Raw genomic sequence first — 20,583 nt, 5'->3', positions numbered from 1 at the left:
CCGCTGGAGCAGAAGGTCGAGGAGTTCCTCAAGGTCTTCCCGCCGATCATCGAGAAGATCGAGAAGCTCGGGATCGTCCCCGCGTTCTACGCGGTCCACGGCAACAGCTTCTTCACCACGATCGAGGCTTACGAAGCTGTCTGGGAGCACCTGCCGAACGTGTACATGAAGTTCGACCCGGCCAACTGGTGCCACCGCGGGCATGACTACCTGAAGATCATGCGCGATCATTCCGACAAGATCGGCTACATGCACATCAAAGAGCACGTGTACATGGATGACGAACTCGTGTCCCAGCCGGCTGCCGGCATGGGCGACATCGAGTGGGGAAAGGTCATGGCCTTCCTGTACGAGGCCGACTTCCGTGGCTACCTGTCCTGCGAGCCACACGGTCCGAAGTGGTCGCGTGCTCCGTTGCGCGAGAAGATGCTGCTGCTCTCCAAGAAGTACCTGAGCCCGTTCCTGCTTGGGTAGAACTGACACCGGTGACATGTAAGGCGGCAGAGCGGCTTTCGGAGGTCGCTCTGCCGTCTCAGGTGAGGAGACTGGCCTGCCATGTCCTCGCATCCTCTGCTCAGCGACCTTCCCGATCCCGTCATCCTCGAGTCGATTGAGGCCCTGCGCGGCAAGGGCAGCCGATTTGTCCGGGTGCGCTCGACTGATGGAGCCGAGGGCCTCGCACCGGCCAGTGAGCGCCTCGACTACCTCTACCCCCTCTTCCAGCAGCGGGTGGCCCCCTACTTCATCCGCAAGGACGCACGCTCCCTCGCGCATCTGGTTGAGGGCGTGTACCTCCACCAGTCCAACTACAAGCTCGCGGGGATCGCCTTCTGGTGCTGCGTCGGCTGGATCGACTTCGCGGTGATGGACTTGCTGGGTCGGATCGCCGGGAAGCCGGTCTGGCAACTCCTCGGTGGCCAGCGACGCGACACCGTTCCCGTGTACCTGTCCAGCATGAGGCGCGACACGACCCCACTAGAGGAGGTGGCGTGGCTGGAGGAGCGCGTGGCGGCGACCGGGGCTCGCGCCGTCAAAGTGAAGATCGGCGGACGCATGAGCGACAACGCCGACGCTTCGCCCGGACGAAGCGAGGAGCTGATCAAGCTCGCCCGAGGCACCTTCGGCGACGATTTCACCCTCTACGCCGACGCCAACGGTTCCTACGATGCGGCCCATGCCGTGGCGATTGGTCAGATGCTGGAGGACTATGGCGTGGTTATGTTCGAGGAGCCCTGCCCCTGGGAGGCCTACAGCCAGACTCAGCACGTCACGCAGGCTCTGCGGGTGCCTGTCGCCGGTGGTGAGCAGGACTCCGGGTGGTATCGCTTCAAGGACATGGTCAGCCATCACGTCGTGGACATTCTACAGCCCGACCTCGACTACGACGGCGGATTCCTGCGTACCCTTCGAGTGGCTGAACTCGCCGCCGGTAGCGGGATGCCGGTGACCCCTCACAGCCCGCGGTCTGACGCCAACTGGGTAACGCTGCTGCACTTCGTTCCCTGCATCCCAAACGCGGGGCCCTACCACGAGTACAACGCAGCGCAGGTCGGCCGGCCCGTGCCCTGCGAGCCCTCAATGCAGGTCCTCAATGGAGAGGTCGCGGTCCCGAACGGACCGGGCCTCGGGCTCACCCATGACGCCGCCATACTCAAAGCCCTGGAGGCGTACTGAGACGCACTCCAGGGCTCCGGATCGTCAGGGCCGAGTTGGCGGGGTTACGGCGCGGGCTTGAGGGTGATCGTGCGACGCTCCCCGAAGTAGGCTCTCCCCTGCGCGAGCATCTCAAGGGACACCTTCGTCTCCTGCTGCAGGGAGTCAATCAGCACGAACTCCGGCACCGTACCGTCTGCCAAGTACTCGGTGTCTGCCGCGATGGGCGCCTGGAACTGCAGCCCGTAGTCGCGCCGACCCGCAAGGAACACACGTCCCTGCTGTACTCCGGCCGACGGTGCCAGCCACCTGGCCTCGCCCAGATTCCCGAGAGAGGCACGGCACAGGACCCGAGCCCCGACAGGCCCGCTGATCGTCTCGCCACTCGTGACCTCACGCCACGGTCCTGGGCCGACCTTGACCTCCAGTCGGTTGAACTCGGCGTTGAGGAACACCGGCGGATTGCTGCCCGAGTAGGGTACCCCGCCGACGGCGGTCAGTGGGCAGTTGGCGGAGTCTGAGCCGGTCCCCGCTGTGCGCAGGTACGGGGTCTCGCCCGCCTTCACGGCGTCGAGATACAGGGGTGCGTAGGTCTTCCACGCCACCGGGTAGTTGCGCTCGAGGTCGAAGTCCAGGATCCGCGCGGGAGTGGCGTGCTTCACCTGCTCGAACCGGGGCAGGTAGCTTCGCAGGACCTCGCAGACCGGCCGTTCGCTCCCATCGGGCTCCAGGACGCCGAAGTCGCTGTTCTCACCAAGGCGGAAGCCTCCCGGCAACCACCAGGGCGCTGCTCCGCGCGCTCCCGACTCGATGAACATGCTGTAGAAGCTGTCGAACTCCGTGCGCTGGTACTGCAGCTTCTGCGGGCTGAGGTGGACCAGTTCCGGCCGCCAGACCTGATGGTAGCCGTTGATGGTGAACCCGAACTCCATCCAGACCACCGGCTTCTCGCGGCTCACGAAGCGGTAGTACAGGGTCACCAGACCGCCCTTGCGCACCTCGTCGGGTGGCGTGCTGGTGCTCCAGCCCTGCTGCAGGTTGTAGCCCTCCGGGTTGAGGAAGTCCATGTGCTTGGCCACACCGACGCTATGTATGTGGGCAAAGTGATAGCCGTCGGGAATCCCGCAGGCACCGCCCCGGAAGGCGACCAGGTGGTTGGGATCATAGGCCCGGAGCGGCTCTGCGATATCTCGGTAGCGGGCGCTGATCAGGTCGCTGAACCCGCGTCGGAAGGCTGCAACGTAACGGTCCCAGGCCCCATGGCTGCTGCACTGACCGGCGGCAGGGGCCGGCAGCGCACCCTTGCCCTCCGGTCGCGGGTCGAAGCCCCAGTCCCGCACAGCCTTGTCCACGGAGCCATAGCGCTCCACGACCCACTGGTTCCAGTCCTCCGCGATCCGCGCCAGGGCCTCCGGCCTCTCGATGGGCTCCCAGGCCAGTTCCCAGCTCATGACTGCCGGGTGGTTCTGCAGCCCCGACCGGCGGACATAGTCGATCACCTTGGCGGCATCGCCCCCGGCATAGGGGCGTCCGCCGGGCACCGTCACATAGCACTTCATCCCATGGCGCTCGCAGCGGTCCAGGAAGTCGAGTTGGTCGCGGTACTGCTTCGGGTCAGTGGGATCGGAGGGCTGCACCGCCTGGATCGCGGTGAGGGCATTGATCCCGATCGACTGCATCCAGGTCAGGTCGCGCTCGATGACCTCCGGGTCATACCGTTCGCGGGATAGCCAGGGCGCGAGCTGCTGACCGGCGAACCAGTTCGGGCGGTAGTTGATGCCCTTGAAGTACCACGGCTTGCCGGCGAGGGTGAAGTTGTCGCCCTCTACCCGCACGAACTCCTCGGGACGCGCCGGCGCCGTGCGCAGCGGCTCGATCCGGTGTGCGATGCGATCGACCAGCCGACCTTCCTGTCGGAGCTCGACCGTCACCTGGTAGCCCCGTCGGTCGAAGACCTGCGGCTGCCAGGTGGTGGACAGCTCCTTCGCCTGGGAGCTCACCACCTGCACCTTCTGATCCAGCCTTGCAACGACCTTGCCGTCGGCGTCCGTCACGGTCGCCAGGACCTCGCAGTCCTGCGGCGCGCGACTCGTGTTGAGCACCTTCGCACCCAGGAGGACGGGCTCGCCCTCGCGGTACGAGAACAGATCTGTCCCGCCCTCGAGCAGGAACAGCCCTCGGGCCATGGCCTGGGCTGTCGCCACCACTGTGGGCCTGAGAGCGTCGCCAAGGGCCTCCTGGGGATCCTGCACCGCCACGTTGGAGACCAGCGCATTGGGCAGCGCGTTGTTGCCGATCAGCAGCGACACCAGGGCTCCACGCGACTGTCCACGGGCGTCGAGACCCTCCAGGATCGGTATCCAGCGCCAGGGCCGGTCGCGCTCCAGCCCTCTGCCACGGTCGCGCCAGACGGGCGAGTAGCAGGGGTGAGCCCAGCTGGTCTTCAGGTCTGCAGCCACCACACCTTGCTCCTGTGCCGCCTGAAGCGTGGTCACACCCTCCATGGGGTAGAGCTTGTAGGAGGGGCACAGGGGCTCGAGGTCCGGCACCTGGAAGCTCACTTTGGGCAGGTCCTGGTCGCTCGCCGTAGCCAGGCCGCGAACCCAGTAGGTGTGAGGACCCTTCTTTGAGAGCGGCGTGTGACTGGCTGACAGTCCGACGGCCACTGAGGAGACGTTGGCGGGCCGGAAGGAATCGCCCTGACCACCTCGGCCCTTTGAGGTGGAGTCAGTCCAGTAGGGAATCTCCCGCGGGTCGAGGACGTAGGTCTTCCAGTTCGTGGTGAGGTTCACGGAGGCGATCCAGCGCGACCCGTCCTTCTCGCGGAACTCCACCGAGAGCTGCGGCGTGTCGGCGTCACCTTTGGCCTGGAACACGAAGAGGCGCCGGTCCGCACCAAAGGCTCCTTCGATGTTGGCGTAGAAGGTCTCCCACGAGAGCAGGTCCACCGTTGCCTTCCAGCAGGTCGGGCCCTGGGAGGCGTCGAGCTCGATGCGTGCCGATCCGTCCGGGTTGCCTGTGTTCCGGGTCCACGGGTCAGGGGACAGGGTGATTGGTTCCGTCGGAAGCCGGCGGGCGAAGGCCTCCGACCATTGCTCCTGATCGCCCCACCCCTCAGGGGTCTTCACGACCAACTCGGACAGCGCCGGTGCACCAATCGCCAGGACCTTGCCGGCTGCGCGCAGGTAGCTGACGACGGCGTCGCGGGCCGTCAAGGGCAGCCTGCGGGCATCGGCGAGCACCACCAGGTCGACCGCACCGGGAGTGATCCGCTGCGCACCAACTGCTTCCCAGTCGAGGCTCATGACCCCGAAGCCGCCCTCCTGGAGCATCTGCACGAGCCGCGGCGCGATCGTGTTGTGCTCGTCCTGGATCACGACGGCACTGCCCGCTGATCCACGCTCAACCCGGACGCTGTTGCCCTGGGACTGGGTGTCGCCACGGACCGTGAGCGACGTGTACACACCGGCGGTTCCACGGACCATCAGCGCCGGACGGCCGCTCTTCAGCGCGCGACCGACTGCGAAGGAGAGGTCTCGCTCCCAGGACTGGCCGGTCGCCGGGTCGGTCACCGCACCGCGGATCCCCTCCGGGCTGATCTCAAGCGTGAGGCGATACCGCCGACCGTAGTCCCAGCTCTTCAAGGCCCCTGTCTCGCGCATTGCGAGCAGCGTCGTGCCTGGCTGTGACTGCGCCTGCCGCACTCCTTCATACTCCTCGATCAGCTCGTAGTAGCGTCGTCCATCCGGACCCTCGACCATCAGCAATTGCCAGGAGTTCCCTGTCTCCAGGTACAGCGACAAGCCGCCGTAGGTCCAGGATGACCCGCTGCGCTCCTGCAAGGTCACGTCGGCCTCGACCGTTGCAGACTGCAGGTCAGGCAGAAGCGTCACAAGCCGCGATTCGCTGTCGCCGCTGCGGAAGGCGGCTTGCCCGTCACCCATGCGCCACACGGCGGGTCCCAATCGCTCGTAGCGCAGGGGCTCGCGGAAGGTGTCCTGCCACAGAGTGGCAGACTGCAAGGTTGGGGCCGACAGAACGCCAAGCAGCAGCCCGAGCAGAGGCAGTGAGTTGCGCATAGAAGGTCTCCGATCTTCCTGGGGTGAGCTGTCAGCGTCGCGCGTTGACGGTTCCCTGAATCACGAGCCGCCCGGAGGCGACGCTGACTGCGTCGAGACGGATGGGGATACCGGGTGAGATCAGGCCCGCGAGATTGCGGTCCAGTTGGCGCTGGACCTCGCTCCTGACCGCAGTCGGCATTGGTAGGGAGCCAATCTCCCCATCGACCAGTCTGAGGGCGATCTGCCCGTTGTTCGCAGTAGGCTGCAGGTAGACCGTCACCCAGAGCGCCTGGTCGTGGACGACAGTGCGCCCCTGGGCGACCAGCAGTCTGTCTGTGATGGCCACACGCAGGTCCTCGATACCACGCTGGCGCAGGTGCGGCGCAAGTGCGGTCTGCACGTCCTCAGGCCCGGCGTCGAGGGCCACGGGCTGTGTCACACCGGACATCGCAGCCTGCTGAATCTGAAGGTACTGCTGGGCGATGGGGACGTGGTAGGTCTGCCTGCTTGCGCTCTGGCCGGGAGTCTCGGGAAGTGGTGGCCGCGCTTTGGCCTTCACATACAGCACAGCGGCCGTCAACACGCAGACCAGCGCGAGGACGCCGAGAACCACAGCCAGGGACACCAGGAGAGACGGTGCCGACCTCTGAGCAGTTGGTCTGCGTGCGGGAACGCGTGCCATTGGGAATCAGATGCACCAGCAGCTATTAGAGATGGTGGGAACGCGACGGGCACGACACGGGGGTTGTTCGCCGGCCAAGAGGTACAGACCTGCCGGCCTGGGGGAAGCTAACCGTTGAACCTGTTCATGGTCGACTCCAGGCCTTCTTGGAGCCACCACTCGACAGCCTCGGCGGCGCGAGCGATCATGTCCTCCACCTTCTCGCGCTCCGCCGGGCGGAAATCGGAGAGCACCCAGTTGCGGGCGTCGACTCCAGACGGCGGCGCTCCAACACCCAGCCGCAGGCGAGCGATGTCCTGGGTGCCCAGGTGAGTGGCCAGCGACCGCATACCCTTGTGACCCGCGTCGCTGCCGCCGGGACGCAGGCGCAGGGCACCGAGTTCGAGGGCGATGTCGTCGTAGACGGTGAGAAAGTTGCTCCGGGGGATCTTGAAGAAGTGAACGATCCGCTGTGCGGCGTCGCCACTGTCGTTCATGAAGGTCTGGGGCTTGACCACGAGGACGTCCTGCCCGGCCATGGTGCCACGCCCAAAGAGCGCGCGCATCCGACTGCGGCCGAGGTTGATCTTGTGCCGAGAAGCCAGGTAGTCAGCGACCATGAACCCCACGTTGTGACGCGTGCGGGCATACTCGAACCCAGGGTTTCCCAGGCAGACGATGGCATACATGAGGGGATAGCTACCGGTGGTAAGCAGTACCGCAGACACGGTGGGATGGGGCGTGCTTTACCGGATGAAGTCGCGGGGAGTACATCACGCTCACGCTCCATCCCACCGTCTGAGTGCGGGCTAACCTTCAGTGTCGCTGACCTGCTGGATCTCGCCCTCAACCGCTTCCTCGGCACGCGGCTCTTCTTCGCGCGTCGGCGGGGTGCAGGTGACGATGACCGTGTCGGGGTCCAGGGCCGTCGTGACGCCGTCGGGAAGCTGGAGATCAGCAATCGTGCGGGTGTCATGCATCTCCATACCGTCGATGCTCACAACCAGCGACTGCGGGATCTGCAGCGGACGGCAGCTGACTTCGATCTCACGGATCACATGGTCGATGACGGCGCCGGAAGTCTCGGCGGGCGAAGTGCCCACGAGCTCCAGGGATACGGTGACGGTGATGGCCTCGGCAAGGGAAACCCAGTGCAGGTCGATGCTCTCCACCTGGCGGGACACAGGATGGCGCTGGATATTCTTGACGAGTGCGGCGCGAGCCGCATCGTGCTCGATACCGTCGACGCGCAGGTCGACCAGGACAGAGCTTGCGCCGTGGCGTCCCACGACGGTCTCGAGGTCGTCGGCAACCACGGAGATATTCAGCGGCTGCATATCGAGCCCGTACACTACGCCGGGCACGCGACCTTCACGGCGAGACTGCCGCGCTGCGCCCTTCCCCTTTGTCTCACGCCGTAAGGCTTGCAGAACGATTTGCTCCATTCTTGCTCCTCCTCACAGATCAACCTGCGCCTGTCAGAGGGCAGGCAACAAGACGAACCGCGACATTTTACCCGTAGACGCGGAAGATGTAAAGCCCAATTGCCGGACAGCCAGCAGGTGTTACTCGAGCAGCGCCTGTACCTCGTCGAAGCAGTCTGTCAGCTGTGCATACAGCTTCTGGTACAGAGCGTAGTGACTATTGTAGCGAACCGTCGCTTCTGGGCAAGGTCTGCGCTCGTCAAGGATCTCGAGCGCCGCTGCGCAGGCCTCTGGTACATTGGCCCACACGCCGGTCCCTACTCCGGCGAGCAGCGCCACTCCGAGAGCCGGCCCCTCATCGACAGCGAGGGCGAAGTGCGACCTTCCGGTCACATCGGCCTGGATCTGCCGCCACAGGGCGCTCCGAGCACCACCACCAGAGGCCCTGACCTGGGTGATCTCCACACCCATGGCGGTAAGAACCTCGAAGCAGTCGCGCAGGCCGAAGGCGACGCCCTCCATGACGGCGCGTGCCAGGTGCCGCTTGTCATGGCGCAGGTGCAGGCCGAAGAACACACCCCGGGCCTTGGGATTCGGATAGGGCGTCCTCTCGCCGGTCAAGTACGGAAGGAACAGGAGCCCTTCTGCCCCGAGGGGGGCCTGCGCGGCCGCCGCCGTGATGTACTCGTAGGGGTCGCAGCCGGTCAGTGCCGCCACAGCCTTCTCATCGGCGCAGACCGCATCGCGCAGCCAGCGGAGAGACCCTCCGGCGGAAAGCATGACGCCCATCACGTGCCACTTGCCCGGAACTGCATGGCAGAAGGTGTGAGTCCGCAGTTGCGGATCCATCACTGGTTCGTCAAGATGGGCGAAGACCACACCAGAGGTGCCAGTGGTCGAGGAGACGATGCCGCGCTCGACGATCCCATTGCCGACGGCGCCGGCCGCCTGGTCTCCCCCACCACCAACCACCGGAGTGCCGGGCGCGAGGCCGGTGATCTCAGCCACCTGCTCGGCCACTCGGCCACTCACCTCCGGCGACTCGTACACCGTCGGGAGCATGTCGCGCGAGAGGCCGATCGCCTCCAGCATCACCTGCGACCAGTTCCGCTCCCGCACGTTCAGAAGTGACGTGCCGGAGGCGTCGCTGACCTCCGTGGCATACTCACCCGTCAGTCTGAACCGGATGTAGTCCTTCGGCAGCAGGACCTTGCGGACACGCTCGTAGTTCGCCGGCTCCTCCTGCTGGAGCCAGAGGATCTTGGGCGCCGTGAAACCGGTGAGCACGCGGTTGCAGGTCTCGCGGACGACTGCCTCCGCTCCGACGCGTTCAGTGATCGCCTCGCACTGTGCTGCGGTGCGCTGGTCACACCACAGGATAGCCGGGCGAATCACCGCATTGCTGTTGTCCAGGAACACAGAGCCGTGCATCTGCCCCGAGAGCCCGATGCCCTTGACCTCGCTGCCCTTCACACCCGACTCGTCCAGGACACGGCGGATGGTCTCAACGGTGGCCGTCCACCAGTGTGCAGGGTCCTGCTCAGCCCACAGCGGCCGCGGCATGTACAACGGATACTCAGCCGTCGCACTGGCGACCCTATGCCCGGCCTCATCGACGAGCAGGGTCTTCGTCCCGGAGGTGCCGACATCGATGCCGATTAGGTAGGACATGACCGAGTCCTCCCGCCAGGGATTACCGGGTTCAGAGGGCTACAGTGTTCACCGTGTGCCGGCAGCACGCCGAAGGCCCAGGCTTACTCGGCCTTCTCGATCGTGATGCGCGTGCCTGAGCGAACGCCCTTGAAGACCTTCGCGTCGCCCTCGACGGTGCCGAGAGTGTTCACCGGGCTCGCGGCCACCGGCAGGTCGCCGCCACTCATCGGAGTGCGCCCGAAGAAGATGCAGAAGGCGTTTCCTGGCGGCCAGTAGGCGATGTCGCCGACCTGACGCTCGGCTTCGGCGTCCGGCTCGGTGCCTGTATGGACCGGAATGCTGAAGTAGATCTCATCGCCCCAGGTGCTTGCGGAGGCCTGGATCGGCAACGCCTCCCACACCAGCTTCGCCGTAGGGCCGTCGGTAAGGTCTGCGAACGCCGAGACATTCCCGGCGCTGATCTTGATGCGTGGCATCTTGCATGACCTCCCTGAAATGGAGGGGTGGCACAAAGCCTGCGCCGGGCCGATGCCGGCAGTCATGCCCGCAGGCCCGGTCGCAGGTCGGTCTGGTGATACTGCCTGGCCTACTTGCTGCCGTCTGCAAACTGCCGCAGGAACCGGCAGCCAAGCTCAAAGCCCTCTTCGCGGCCCAGGGCGGCATCCTCATGCTCGATGGACAGGACACCGTTGAACCCGTTGCGCCGCAACCGAGCGCAGTACACGCCCCAGTCGAGGTCGCCGAAACCGGGGATCACATAGCGCCACCAGCCACCCGCCTGGTTGCCCACGAAGGCCCTCTTGTGCCCCACGACCTCACAGTCCTTCGCATGTGAATGGAAGATGCGCGACGCGTACCGCTCAACGGCCATCAGGTAGTCGATGTCCTGCCAGTACAGATGCGAGGGGTCGAAGTTGAGGCCGAAGTTCTCGTTCGGGACTTCCTCGAAGATGAGGTCCCACTGGCCGAGATGCTGGATGTTGGTCGCGTACCAGTTCTCCATGGCGATCTTGATGCCCTTGTCAGCGGCCTTCTTCGCCAGCTTCTTGTAGTAGGGCGCCGCGATCTGCTTGATGCAGTCTTCCTTCTTCATGCCCGCCGGCGGCAGCCCTGCGAGAGTGCACAGGATGGGGATGTCAACCTTCGCGCAGACCTTCAGTGCGGCCTCAACGATAGCCTGATTGTTCGCGCGCTCGGCTTCGTCGCCGGCAGTGATGTTGACGTAGGCGGCGAGACTGGAGATCTCCAGCCCGGCGTCGCGGATGGTCGCTGCGAACTTCTTGGCGTCGAAGTCGCCCATCACGTCGCAGTGTGCGGCACCGACCCGAACCTCGAGGGCATCGAAGCCGGCGGACTTGGCGAAACTGACGACGGTGTCGAGGTCATCGCGGCTGAACGGTGCGGTGAGCATGCCGACCTGCATGGCAAACTGCCTCCCTGAGTGGTCAGAAATGAAGGGGCACGAGAACTCGCGCCCGGAGTGTCGACCGTACGCGGGGCTATTCGCCCCCGTGTGGCTTGTTCCCTGCCGGTGCCAGTCTCACCAGCCGCACAACCTGCTCCGCCGCAAAAGCGAGCATCGCCCTGGCGCGTTCCGGCTCCATGGCCGCTTCGAGGGCCAGCGGCTCGTTCACCATTGAGAGCACCGCGTCGAACCCACCGATGCCCAACTCAACGCTTCCACCGAGGGCCACGACCGGTACGCCTGCAGCTCGAGCAACCTGCGCGACGCCGCTGCAGGTCTTGCCGAAGGCCGTCTGAAAGTCGACGCGCCCCTCGCCGGTGATCACAAGGTCGGCGCCCTGGACCTTCCCCGGAAGATCGAGAGTGTCCAGTACGATCTGAACCCCGCGCTCCAGAGACGCCCCGCAGAAGGCCAGCAGTCCCGCGCCTAGTCCTCCGGCGGCACCGGCTCCGGGCACGAGAGCGACGTCAGCTCCCAGGTCCGAACGCAGGCGCTCGGCGTAGTGCTCCAGCCCGGCATCGAGGGTCTCCACCATCTGCGGCGAAGCGCCCTTCTGGGGACCGTACACGTGTGCAGCCCCCTTCGGGCCGAAAAGCAGGTTGTCCACATCACACGCCACCCGAAGGCTCGCGTCCTTCAAGCGAGGATCGAGCTTGGAGGAGTCGATGTGTGCGACCTCAGCCAGCCGGCCGCCGGTCATCCGCCCCAGCGGCGTACCGTCAGCGGCCAGGAACTGCGCGCCCAGTGCCTGGGCCATCCCTGCGCCACCATCGTTGGTGGCGCTTCCTCCGATCCCGATGATCAGGCGACGACAGCCCCGGTCCAGTGCTGCCCTGATGAGCTCACCGGTGCCATAGGTGCTGGTCAGAAGCGGGTTCCGGTCGGCGACGGGCACAAGAGGCAGACCGGAGGCGGCCGCCATCTCGATTACCGCCGTCTCGCCATCGCTCAGGAGGCCGAAAACGGCTGTCACCGGAGCGCCAAGGGGACCCTCGACCTGCACCTTGACGAGCTGTCCCTGCGTGGCGTCGACCAGGGACTGGACCGTACCTTCCCCACCGTCGGCCACCGGAACCAGAACGACCTGCGCTTCGGGATCCGCGGCCCGGATGCCCTGTGCGATCGCGTCACACACCTGGTGAGCGGTCAAGCTGCCTTTGAAAGAGTCGGGAGCGACCACGACTTTCACGAAAACCACCTGCTGGGCGTCAGTTCAAGGCCCTGCGGAAAGGGGTGGAGACGTAGCTAGCTACGTCTCCACCCGCATCTTCTGCCAGCTTCGGCGCACCGCCTGAGACCTAGAGCATCGCCCAAGCCTGCTTGAACACGCGCTTGGTCTGAGCAAGGATGATCTCAGTGTCCTCGCCGGGCATTGGCTTGACTTCGAAGGTCACGATCGGTCGACCGGTCGGGACCTGGGCCTTGAAGTACCCGCCGTAGGTGAGGGCTTCCAGGAACCTGCGCAGCTCCTCGACGCCGTTCTCGCCGCCCGGGTAGTCAAAGCGCGGGTGCAGATCGCCATAGCCGGGGAGGTCCTTGTCGGCGCAGACGCAGTTGCCCACGTGCACGTGGATGAGGTGCTCGCCGGCGAGGCTGATGCACTCGGCGTAGTCCTCGCGCAGCATCGGGAGGTGGGACAGGTCGATCGTCAGACCGATGTTGGAGATGCCGTTGCCCTTGACGCGGGTCATGACGTCGGCGGCCCGGTCGGTCGGCCCAAGGAGGCAGGCCTTGTCAACATCGTAGTCAAAGGTCTCGACCGAGAGCCAGGCGACGTAGTCGCTGGCCTTCTCCTGGGAGTACTTGCAGAGCTGGGTCAGGGAGTCGACCAGCAGGTCGAGCTGTCGCTCGCGGTCGGCCTCTCCAGGGTCCTTGCCGGTGAGGCAGGCAACGATGCGGGCATCGAGTTCGTACGCAGCATCGATGGCCTTCTTGACGGTGTCGATGGCCGCACGCCGGCCATTCTCGTCCGGATCGTTGAGGCTTAGCTTCGCGCCGAGCAGGTCCGGCTGCGCACCGACGCCAAGCTTCAGCCCGGCCTGGTCGGCGATGGCTTTTAGCTCAGCGTGAACGCCAGGCTGGTTGCAGCGGCGAACCTCGAGTACATTCCAGAAGTCGTCCTTGGCGATGGCACGCGCACTCTCAAGGATCGGCCCGCCGTCGGCGGTGATTGGGTAGGCCATGAAATGCACGAGGCCCAGATCCACTGTCTGACGCCATGACTCGGTCATGTTAAGCCCTCCAGTAGGTGCTTTTTCAGCAGGCAAGTCTAGGGCAGTTGGTAGAGGCAGGGAAAGCCCTGCGAAGATGGAAGCTGGGCAGGCGGGCGGAGCCTTTGGAGCGGCCCACGCGCGGCTGGAAGGGATTATACGAGCCTGCCGGAATGAAGTCAAACCGGCACGTCTCGGCTTACCAGTCGCCTCAGTCGGGTTGCCGGCTCTCCTTCTCCTTCAGTCCGGCAAGGGCCTCCATGCGCAGGGCCTCGACACGCTCGTCGTCTAGCGGAGCCCACCAGGGGCAGTCCTCGCCACAGCGTCGGAAGTCGGTCAGGCGCTCCAGGAGCCGCTCGCAACTGGCATAGAAAATGTTCACACTGAGCGTGCCACCGTAGATGTCCACCTCAACACCGAGGCTCAGATGCGCACAACCGATCTCGCGCAGGAGCGTCTGTGCACGGCATTCGTCGCAGGCTGCCGGCATGACCTCGGTGGTGGTGTATCGACGGTCGCGGATGGCGATGGCGCAGAAAGTGCGGCCCTTGTATATGTAGCGCAAGGGGCAAGCTTCGGGTGGTTCCATGGGGCTCCTCAACCTTCGTCGCATCCCCGGAGTGACCCTGACAGGGCCGGCGCGAGCACGGTACTTCCCCCCACTGGTCGCTATGCCCTCCCGACCGGCACACACAAACGCCGGCCGCGGAGTCCACGGCCGGCGTCCTTTTCCGCCTTCGGAGACAGGCGACTAGAACTTGTACTCGAACTGCACCCGTCCTTCGTAGCTGTCCTCGAGGTTGGCGATGTTGTCGGGCATGTTCGTACGGTTCACACGAACGCTGAGGCTGCCCGCATCGCTCCACTTGCGCTCATAGTTCAGGGTCAGGATCGACTGCGCCGTATTGGCCGGCTTGTCCTTGTTCAGGTCGACGAAGTCGCCGGCTGCGTACCCAAGTTGGATCGAGCCGCCGTTCTCCGCTTTCCCGCCCGTCAGCTTGACCTGGAACCACTGCTCGACGTCCTCGGCAGCCTTGGCTGTCTCGGGGTAGTCGAGGTAGCGGTACCCCAGGTTCAGACTCACGTCGCCGGAGAGCTTGCGGCTCAGGGATGCGTCATACACATCGGCCACACGGATCCGCTGCTGCTTCGGATCAGTCGGGTCGAGGCCGTTCTGGCTGTACACCAGCTTCACGGCGTTTCCACCCAGGGGCAGGCCGAGAGTGTAGTTGCGCATCGGTGCCGTCCGACCCTTCGAGTCCTCGTAGCCGACACTCACGTTGACGGCGTCCGCTGCTCCGTGCGTAAGGCCGACCTTGACTGTCGCATCACCCAGCGAGGTCAGCTTGGCCTCGTCGTACTCCTGGTACTTGACGTTCACACCGAGGACCTTGGCGTCACCCACGCCGACCTCGATCAGCTTCATGAGGTCACCGTCGGTCTTGCCGTCATCCGTGCTCGTGAAGGCTGCCTTGAGCTGCAGGTCCTTGGCGTCCCCGCCCTTCTGCTGCACGACCACGGTCCGCTGGATATAGGGGCTTTTGTCGAGCTGTTCGCGCTCGAGGTACCGAGCGTTCAGCGACAACCGCTGGTTCAGCGCGTAACTCGCATCGAGCTGGTGCTGAGTTGTTTCCTTGTTTGGGCCGAGGTCCTGCAGTCTGAAGTCGGCAGCAAGGGTGACCGCAGGCATCGGCTTGCTCTGAATGGCCACGTGCGTGATCTGCTGATCCGCAGCGGCGGGCAACGTTTTGAGCTGCACGTCGGCCCGCAGGCTGGTGCTATTGCCAAGAGGCACCTTCGGCCCCGCGATGTTCGTCGTACGGGTCACTTTCTCGGTGCCATTCTCCGCAACCTCAACGACTTCGTCGCGGTCGAAAGTTGCGGCCCCCGATTTGAAGGGGATGCTCAGGTTGGTCTTCCACTGGTTCTGCTCGGTACCGTCCGGGCGGTTGGTCGCGGCGTACTGGTTTTCGGTCTTCCAGTCGCGTCCGAGCAAGGTCATCGGCATGGTGCCCTTCGCCGCAAACCTCGTCGTCACGTTGCCGGCCGATTCCGTCTCTGACCGCACGAGCTCCGTCTGCATCGTCTTGCCAAGCAGCGAGAGCGGCGTAGCCAGTGTCGCAGTTCGGACTTCCTGCAGGGAACCGCCCGTCTTCTGGGTGCCCTGCACCGCGTAGGTGAGACTGGCCCCCTTCTGGAGCTGGGTCAGAGGAAGGGCCACCGTGGTCGTGCGCTCCTTCTTCTGTACGGCACTGGCAAGCTGAACGGTGTTCTCTGAGAAGCTCAGCTTGGTCTGCGCGCCCAGGAAGGGGAGCGCCATCGCGTACGCGGCCTTGGTCGTCTTCTCGTCCTTGCCGCCCTTGTCGGCAACGGCCCGGCTCCAGTTGGCCTTGGCATCGCTACCAAAGAGCTTCGTGGCGAAGTCCAGCGTCCGCGACTCCGAGATCAGATCCGTGCCGCGCTGCACAGTCTTCGTATCGAAAGCAAACTTGGCTGCGGTGCCACTGAACTGGAAGGGCAGCAGCAAGCTCTGTGTCGTCGTTTCCTCAGTGACAGTCGCGCTCTTGGCAACCTGGTTCTGGCTCCAACTGGCCTTGGCGTCCTGGCCCGCGAGCTTGGTCGCGAGGCTCATGGAGCGGTTGTCGGACTGCATGACGTCATTGCGGTCGACCGTCTTCGTGTCGAAGGCCATCGCGACGTTGCGTCCCCTGAGGCTCAGGGGCACCTTGAAGGCCTGCGTCGTGGTGACGGTGTCGGCACCGTTGGCGCGACTGCTCACCGTATCGAGGGACATGCTCGCATCGCCTGCGCGGAACTTGCGGGCGAGAGCCATAGCACGGTGCTGGCTCTGAAGCCCCTCGTCGCGGTTGGCGTGGCTCCGTTCGTAGACACCACTGAACTTGGAGTCTGCCCACAACCCCATCGTCAGGCGCAACGCATCACTTGCCGTCTCGTTAGCGTAGGCCCCAGGGGTCTGGGTGCTGGTCATGTTCCGGGTGAAGTCAAGCTTGCCCGCCCCACTGACCGAGGTGAAGCCCTGGGAGAGTTTGAAGGTGTTCTCCTCCGTGGTCTTCGAGAGAGCAAAGGCTGAAGACCGCAGACCCTCCACGCCCGGTGTGTAGTTCTCCGTGACCTTGCGGGTGAAACTCATGGCCCCGCCCGTGTCGCCGCCACCATACTTCTGGGTCAGCCCCATGGTCTCAACGGAGCTTGCGCTCAGACTCGACATCCCAAGGTCGCTCAACTCGGTCTTCACTCGTGACAGGGTGAAGTTGGTCTTGGCGAAGGGGTTGAGGCTCAGAGACTCGGTTAGCTGCTCCTGGACTCCTGTCTTGAAGGCCGACCCCTTTGACTCCACGCGCTTCTGTGAGAAGTTGCGCGAGACCGACATGGTATCGGTCAGGTTCCACTCAAGGTTGGACTTGTACAGGTCCAGGCTGACCTTGCCGTCCACCCATCCGTGAGAGGGGTCCGCCACGAGGCTCTCGAGATTCGACGCGATCGGTGTGAGGCTCTCAATCGTGGCGGCCGACGACTTGCTGGTGGCAACGCTCTCTGTCGGCTGCAGCGACTCAACAGTCTGCGCGAACGCTCCTCCTACGGAAAGTAGGAGAAGTGTCCCAAGAAGCAGCGCCAGGTTGTGAGTGCGTGTAGTCTTCATGTCAGCCACTGCCCGTAGTGGTATCCGCTTTACTGTGTCCAATAGACATCCAGCCGGGCAAAAGGTTTCGCCTATTATGCACTGAGACGGCCGGGAAATCAACCACTCGCGGGCCAAAAAACGGGGCTTACCCGCCTTTGCTCGACCGCGCCGAGCCGTTTCCGTAGGGCGAGAGGCGATAGCCAAGGCCTTTGACGGTCTGGATCAGACTCTCCGGCGTCCCCTCGGGTTCCATTCTGCGTCGCAGGTTCGAGATATGCACCTGAACGGAGTGGGCATCCCGGTTGCCCGGCCACAGTGCACCCAGAAGCTGCTCCTTGGAGAAGACCCAGCCGGGATGCTCGGCAAGGAAGATCAGAAGCCTGAGCTCGGTGGCACTCAGCTCCACCGGGCGGCCATCAACCGTGACGCGGCAGGCATCCCGGTCGATCACAAGCCGTCCCACCTTCAGGCTCCCCGAACGTACCTGCCCCGTTCGCTGCAGAACGGCTCTAGCGCGGGCCTGCAGTTCATACAGGTGGAAGGGCTTCCTGACGTAGTCGTCGGCTCCGAGCTCCAAGGCTGTCGTGGCCGTGTCACCGTCGAGCACCCCCGTGACGACCATCACGCGGGGCCGGCGCAAACCCAGGATCGCCCGGCAGATGCTCATGCCCTCCACGTCGGGCAGGCCCAGATCGAGGAGCACTAAATCCGGCAGGATGAGGCGTGCGGCTCTGAGGCCGTCAGCGCCGGTCATGGCAAGGTGGGTATGGCATCCGAGCCCCGCCAAGATGTCTGACTCGACCTCGGCTAGCCCCACCTCGTCCTCAATGATAAGCGCAACTGGGCTCTCAACTGCCTCCGTCATCTGTAGCGACCTTCCTGGAAATTGGGCGACCGCCGCTGTGCGGCCGTGTCCTCCCCGGTTCCGAGGCCCGACCTTCGGTTCTGTGCTGCGTCCCTGACTCCCGCCTCTGCGCAACTCTGCGCAAGAATGGGCGCGCAGACTTGCACCGCTTTTGAACTTCAGTGGAGGCCCATTGGAGACCGTCCTGCTATGCTATCTTCGCTGTAAGGTCTTGGGGGCGTCCGGGCCCGATGCCGGACGAGGCGATGTCTAGAGAGTCCCGACCGCCGGGGGGCGGATGCCACATCCGAGCGGCCGCTCTGTCAGTCTGCGGCCGCACGATCGAGACGCTCGGCCCCATCTGCCCTGGGCCCTGCAAGGGCTGGTATCCAGCCCCCCAAGACCCCAGCAAAGTTGCGCCCCGTGTAGGGTCTGCTATCTTCTGATGTACTTGCTGATCCACTGCCCCGACCAGTAGTCCCTCGTGTCCGCCATCCCGCGTACGTGACGCTTGCTCCCGTCCGAATTCTTGATGTCCTTGCCCAGGATCACTTCGGTGACAGCCGCCATCTGGTTGATCCTGAACTGCTGGTCCGTCACCAGAGACGACACGACCGCACGGCACAGCGGGTATTGCTGTGCGAACTCCTCCACCGGAGCCCAGGCGCCACAGGTGACAAAGAACCAGTCGCCCCGTCCCCCCAGCAAGGGTGAAGAGCCGATCATGAAGGAAGCCATCGTCGCACGTACGCGGACCTGCCGGCCGCCCGCTGTGCCCACGAAATCGCCCCAGGCCTTGTCGACCCGAGCGCTGTCGGAGATACCAAAGGCCTTCAGCAGGCCGGCCGAGTAGGCGCCAAAGCGCGGCAACTCATGCACATCCTCGAGCCTCACATCTGGAAGATACTGCCGCAGGCCGGGCACCACGATGGCCTGGGCGCACTGTGAAGGCGGCATGTAGGGTGTGGTCACGTTGAAGAGTGCCGGAGGGCTCGAGAAGGCCCCCAGCGACCCGTCCGGGCTCTGCACCTTCCACGTGAAGTACCCCGGAACCAAACGCGCCCAGATCACTTCCCCTTCCCACCGCCAGCCAACCGGGAGCGTCATCCGGTACGCATTGTACTTGGGCTCCTTGATGATCTGCGTGGCCGGCCGATCGACCAGCCGGCACGTGGCGAAGACTGTCCGCAGGTCCTCGCGAAACTGTTCGGCAATCTCCGGGCGAGAGAAGGCTGCCACGCAGTAGTTGCGCCCTCTCTCCTGCCGGAACAGGAAGCGATTCAGGAGCGTGCCCAACTCGTCGAGCGTGGACATCGTTACTTCCCATTCGCCGCCGTTGCCGGTTGCCCGAACTTCGGCAGGCGAACCCCAGGCGTAGCTCAGCCCCTCCGCAAGCTCCCGAGCGGCTGCCTCAGGGGGCTTGGCAGACTCGAAGAACCATACCACCGGCTGCCGAATGCAGATCCCGGCACCCGAACCCGCGTCGATGCTGATGATGTACAGACCATACTCCGCCGCCTGAACACTCCAGTCCTCTGGGATGTCCATGGTGAAGCCGGCGATTGGGTCTACGTACGTGACCCGCGGAACAACACCCTGGGCCAGGCAGGACCCGCAGGCAACCAGGGCAACGAATAGCGCCACAGCAACCGACCAGACCGCCTTCGGCACCGCGCATCCTCTCCTCAGCCGGCGCGGCATGTGGACTCTCCTCTCAGGGAGCAACCTGTCGCGCCGGCGAACTCACCCTCTGGCTGTTGGTGCGGCCGAGCCTCGCGTTCTTCCCGCGTTTCTAGCAGATCGCGATGCCCTTCTTCTCTGCGTCGGCGTAGGCTGCGGTGATGACCCTCTCCACATGCAGCGCGGTCTCTGCCGTGCTGCTCAGTTCGGTCTCACCCTTGACGGCGGCGATAAAGTGCGCGAACTCGCCCTGGAAGCGGTCACCGGCCGGCACTTCATGCTCGAGCCACTCCTGGGCGCCCGCGGGCTGGAAGCGCACCGGCCCGGACCAGTAGTTATCGACGCGGATTACGCCCTTCTCGCCAATGATCTTGAACTCGGTGTGGTCGCCCGGCAGCGAGTAGCCGACGATGACCTCACCGTAGCACCCGTTCTCACCCTCGAAGATCATGATGGCCACGTCGTCGGTCTCGATGTCCTGCACCAGCGTGCCCGCACGGCAGGACACGTTGCGGATCTTGCCCAGAAGGAACTGGTAGATGTCGGTGGCGTGGGAACCGTTGTCCATCAGAGCTCCGCCGCCTGCCTGGCTCTTGATCGCCCGGTGGTTGGTGGAGAACTTCGCCCATCCTGCGAAGGCGCAGCGGAAGAACAGGGGCTTGCCGAGGATCCCCGCGTCGATGAGCTGCTTGACCTTGAGCATCACCGGATGCCAGCGGTGGCAGTAGGCGATCATGAGCTTCGCCGGGTACTCCTTCGCTGCAGCGGCCATGATCTCGGCGTCCTCCAGGGTCGCGGCGATGGGCTTCTCGCACAGAACGTGGATGCCCTTGGAAAGGGCCTCGACGGCCATCTCACGGTGCAGGAAGGGCGGAGTGCAGATGCTGACGACATCCAATTCGGCTTCATCGAGCATCTGTCGCCAGTCGGCGTACCCCTTGATCCCATGCTTGGCCTCGGCCGCCTGCACAGCTTCCTGATTCACGTCTGCCCCGGCCACCAACTCCACGCCCTCAGTCTTCTTGTAGCCCTGAACGTGGGCATTGGAGATGTTGCCCAGGCCAAGGATCCCGGCACGCAACGTATCGGACATTTCGCTTGCACCTCTCCCAGTGTAAGACTCGGCTGACGCAGCACAATAGCCGCACAGCCTTTGAAGACTGCACGCGTACTTCCGCCGAGGCCCCTTCGGCACCTTCTCCAACCCGCCGAGAGCCTCGACCGGCTGACTCTTCGCTGCGGAAGGAAGGCCTTCCTGCCCCGAGTCGGGAAACATATCGCGAACTCTG

The 20,583-nt window shown here is 64.6% G+C and carries 16 protein-coding genes; 2 read left to right on the top strand and 14 right to left on the bottom strand.

Annotation, left to right across the window (positions count from 1 at the left end; translation table 11 throughout):
* Together ABFE16_05925 and ABFE16_05920 are read left to right on the top strand one after the other, a co-directional pair.
* On the top strand, positions 1 to 474 hold a 474-nt coding region (locus tag ABFE16_05925), incomplete at its 5' end, for a TIM barrel protein (protein MEN6344825.1).
* Positions 475 to 555: 81 nt separating this feature from the next.
* The gene (locus tag ABFE16_05920) at positions 556 to 1,674 is read left to right on the top strand and encodes a mandelate racemase/muconate lactonizing enzyme family protein (protein ID MEN6344824.1); all 1,119 of its coding nucleotides are present in this window, start codon (positions 556 to 558) and stop codon (positions 1,672 to 1,674) included.
* Between the two features lie 44 nt (positions 1,675 to 1,718).
* Here the strand turns inward: ABFE16_05920 and ABFE16_05915 are convergent, their stop codons facing one another.
* The 14 genes from ABFE16_05915 to ABFE16_05850 form a co-directional block, all read right to left on the bottom strand.
* Positions 1,719 to 5,732, bottom strand: coding sequence for a hypothetical protein (locus ABFE16_05915; GenBank protein ID MEN6344823.1), 4,014 nt, complete (start codon positions 5,730 to 5,732; stop codon positions 1,719 to 1,721).
* Between the two features lie 31 nt (positions 5,733 to 5,763).
* Positions 5,764 to 6,327, bottom strand: coding sequence for a hypothetical protein (locus tag ABFE16_05910; GenBank protein ID MEN6344822.1), 564 nt, complete (start codon positions 6,325 to 6,327; stop codon positions 5,764 to 5,766).
* 176 nt (positions 6,328 to 6,503) lie between these two features.
* Complete coding sequence (gene pth, locus ABFE16_05905; GenBank protein MEN6344821.1) at positions 6,504 to 7,103, bottom strand: aminoacyl-tRNA hydrolase; 600 nt, start codon at positions 7,101 to 7,103, stop codon at positions 6,504 to 6,506.
* An 81-nt stretch (positions 7,104 to 7,184) separates the two neighbouring features.
* Positions 7,185 to 7,820 (bottom strand): 50S ribosomal protein L25, encoded by a 636-nt coding sequence (locus ABFE16_05900; protein ID MEN6344820.1) that lies wholly within the window; start codon positions 7,818 to 7,820, stop codon positions 7,185 to 7,187.
* Positions 7,821 to 7,940: 120 nt separating this feature from the next.
* The gene (gene xylB / locus ABFE16_05895; GenBank protein ID MEN6344819.1) at positions 7,941 to 9,470 is read right to left on the bottom strand and encodes a xylulokinase; all 1,530 of its coding nucleotides are present in this window, start codon (positions 9,468 to 9,470) and stop codon (positions 7,941 to 7,943) included.
* A gap of 83 nt (positions 9,471 to 9,553) precedes the next feature.
* Positions 9,554 to 9,928, bottom strand: coding sequence for a cyclophilin-like fold protein (locus tag ABFE16_05890; GenBank protein MEN6344818.1), 375 nt, complete (start codon positions 9,926 to 9,928; stop codon positions 9,554 to 9,556).
* Between the two features lie 110 nt (positions 9,929 to 10,038).
* Positions 10,039 to 10,875 (bottom strand): sugar phosphate isomerase/epimerase, encoded by an 837-nt coding sequence (locus ABFE16_05885; GenBank protein MEN6344817.1) that lies wholly within the window; start codon positions 10,873 to 10,875, stop codon positions 10,039 to 10,041.
* Positions 10,876 to 10,951: 76 nt separating this feature from the next.
* Positions 10,952 to 12,106 (bottom strand): glycerate kinase, encoded by a 1,155-nt coding sequence (locus ABFE16_05880; GenBank protein ID MEN6344816.1) that lies wholly within the window; start codon positions 12,104 to 12,106, stop codon positions 10,952 to 10,954.
* Positions 12,107 to 12,215: 109 nt separating this feature from the next.
* A complete protein-coding gene (locus tag ABFE16_05875; GenBank protein ID MEN6344815.1) occupies positions 12,216 to 13,148 on the bottom strand; it encodes a TIM barrel protein in 933 nt (310 codons plus the stop codon).
* A 190-nt stretch (positions 13,149 to 13,338) separates the two neighbouring features.
* Complete coding sequence (locus ABFE16_05870) at positions 13,339 to 13,716, bottom strand: hypothetical protein (GenBank protein ID MEN6344814.1); 378 nt, start codon at positions 13,714 to 13,716, stop codon at positions 13,339 to 13,341.
* A gap of 162 nt (positions 13,717 to 13,878) precedes the next feature.
* On the bottom strand, positions 13,879 to 16,788 hold the full coding sequence (locus ABFE16_05865) for a hypothetical protein (protein ID MEN6344813.1): 2,910 nt from the start codon (positions 16,786 to 16,788) through the stop codon (positions 13,879 to 13,881).
* A gap of 127 nt (positions 16,789 to 16,915) precedes the next feature.
* Positions 16,916 to 17,635 (bottom strand): response regulator transcription factor, encoded by a 720-nt coding sequence (locus ABFE16_05860; GenBank protein MEN6344812.1) that lies wholly within the window; start codon positions 17,633 to 17,635, stop codon positions 16,916 to 16,918.
* A gap of 414 nt (positions 17,636 to 18,049) precedes the next feature.
* Positions 18,050 to 19,285, bottom strand: a complete 1,236-nt coding sequence (locus ABFE16_05855; protein ID MEN6344811.1) for a hypothetical protein — start codon at positions 19,283 to 19,285, stop codon at positions 18,050 to 18,052.
* A gap of 121 nt (positions 19,286 to 19,406) precedes the next feature.
* Positions 19,407 to 20,387 (bottom strand): Gfo/Idh/MocA family oxidoreductase, encoded by a 981-nt coding sequence (locus ABFE16_05850; protein ID MEN6344810.1) that lies wholly within the window; start codon positions 20,385 to 20,387, stop codon positions 19,407 to 19,409.
* Between the last annotated feature and the right edge of the window lie 196 nt (positions 20,388 to 20,583).

This window comes from Armatimonadia bacterium (assembly GCA_039679385.1).
In the GTDB taxonomy this organism is placed as follows: domain Bacteria; phylum Armatimonadota; class Zipacnadia; order Zipacnadales; family JABUFB01; genus JAJFTQ01.
The sequence above is the reverse complement of the archived record's forward strand: the minus strand, read 5'-3'. Positions and strand labels throughout refer to the sequence as shown.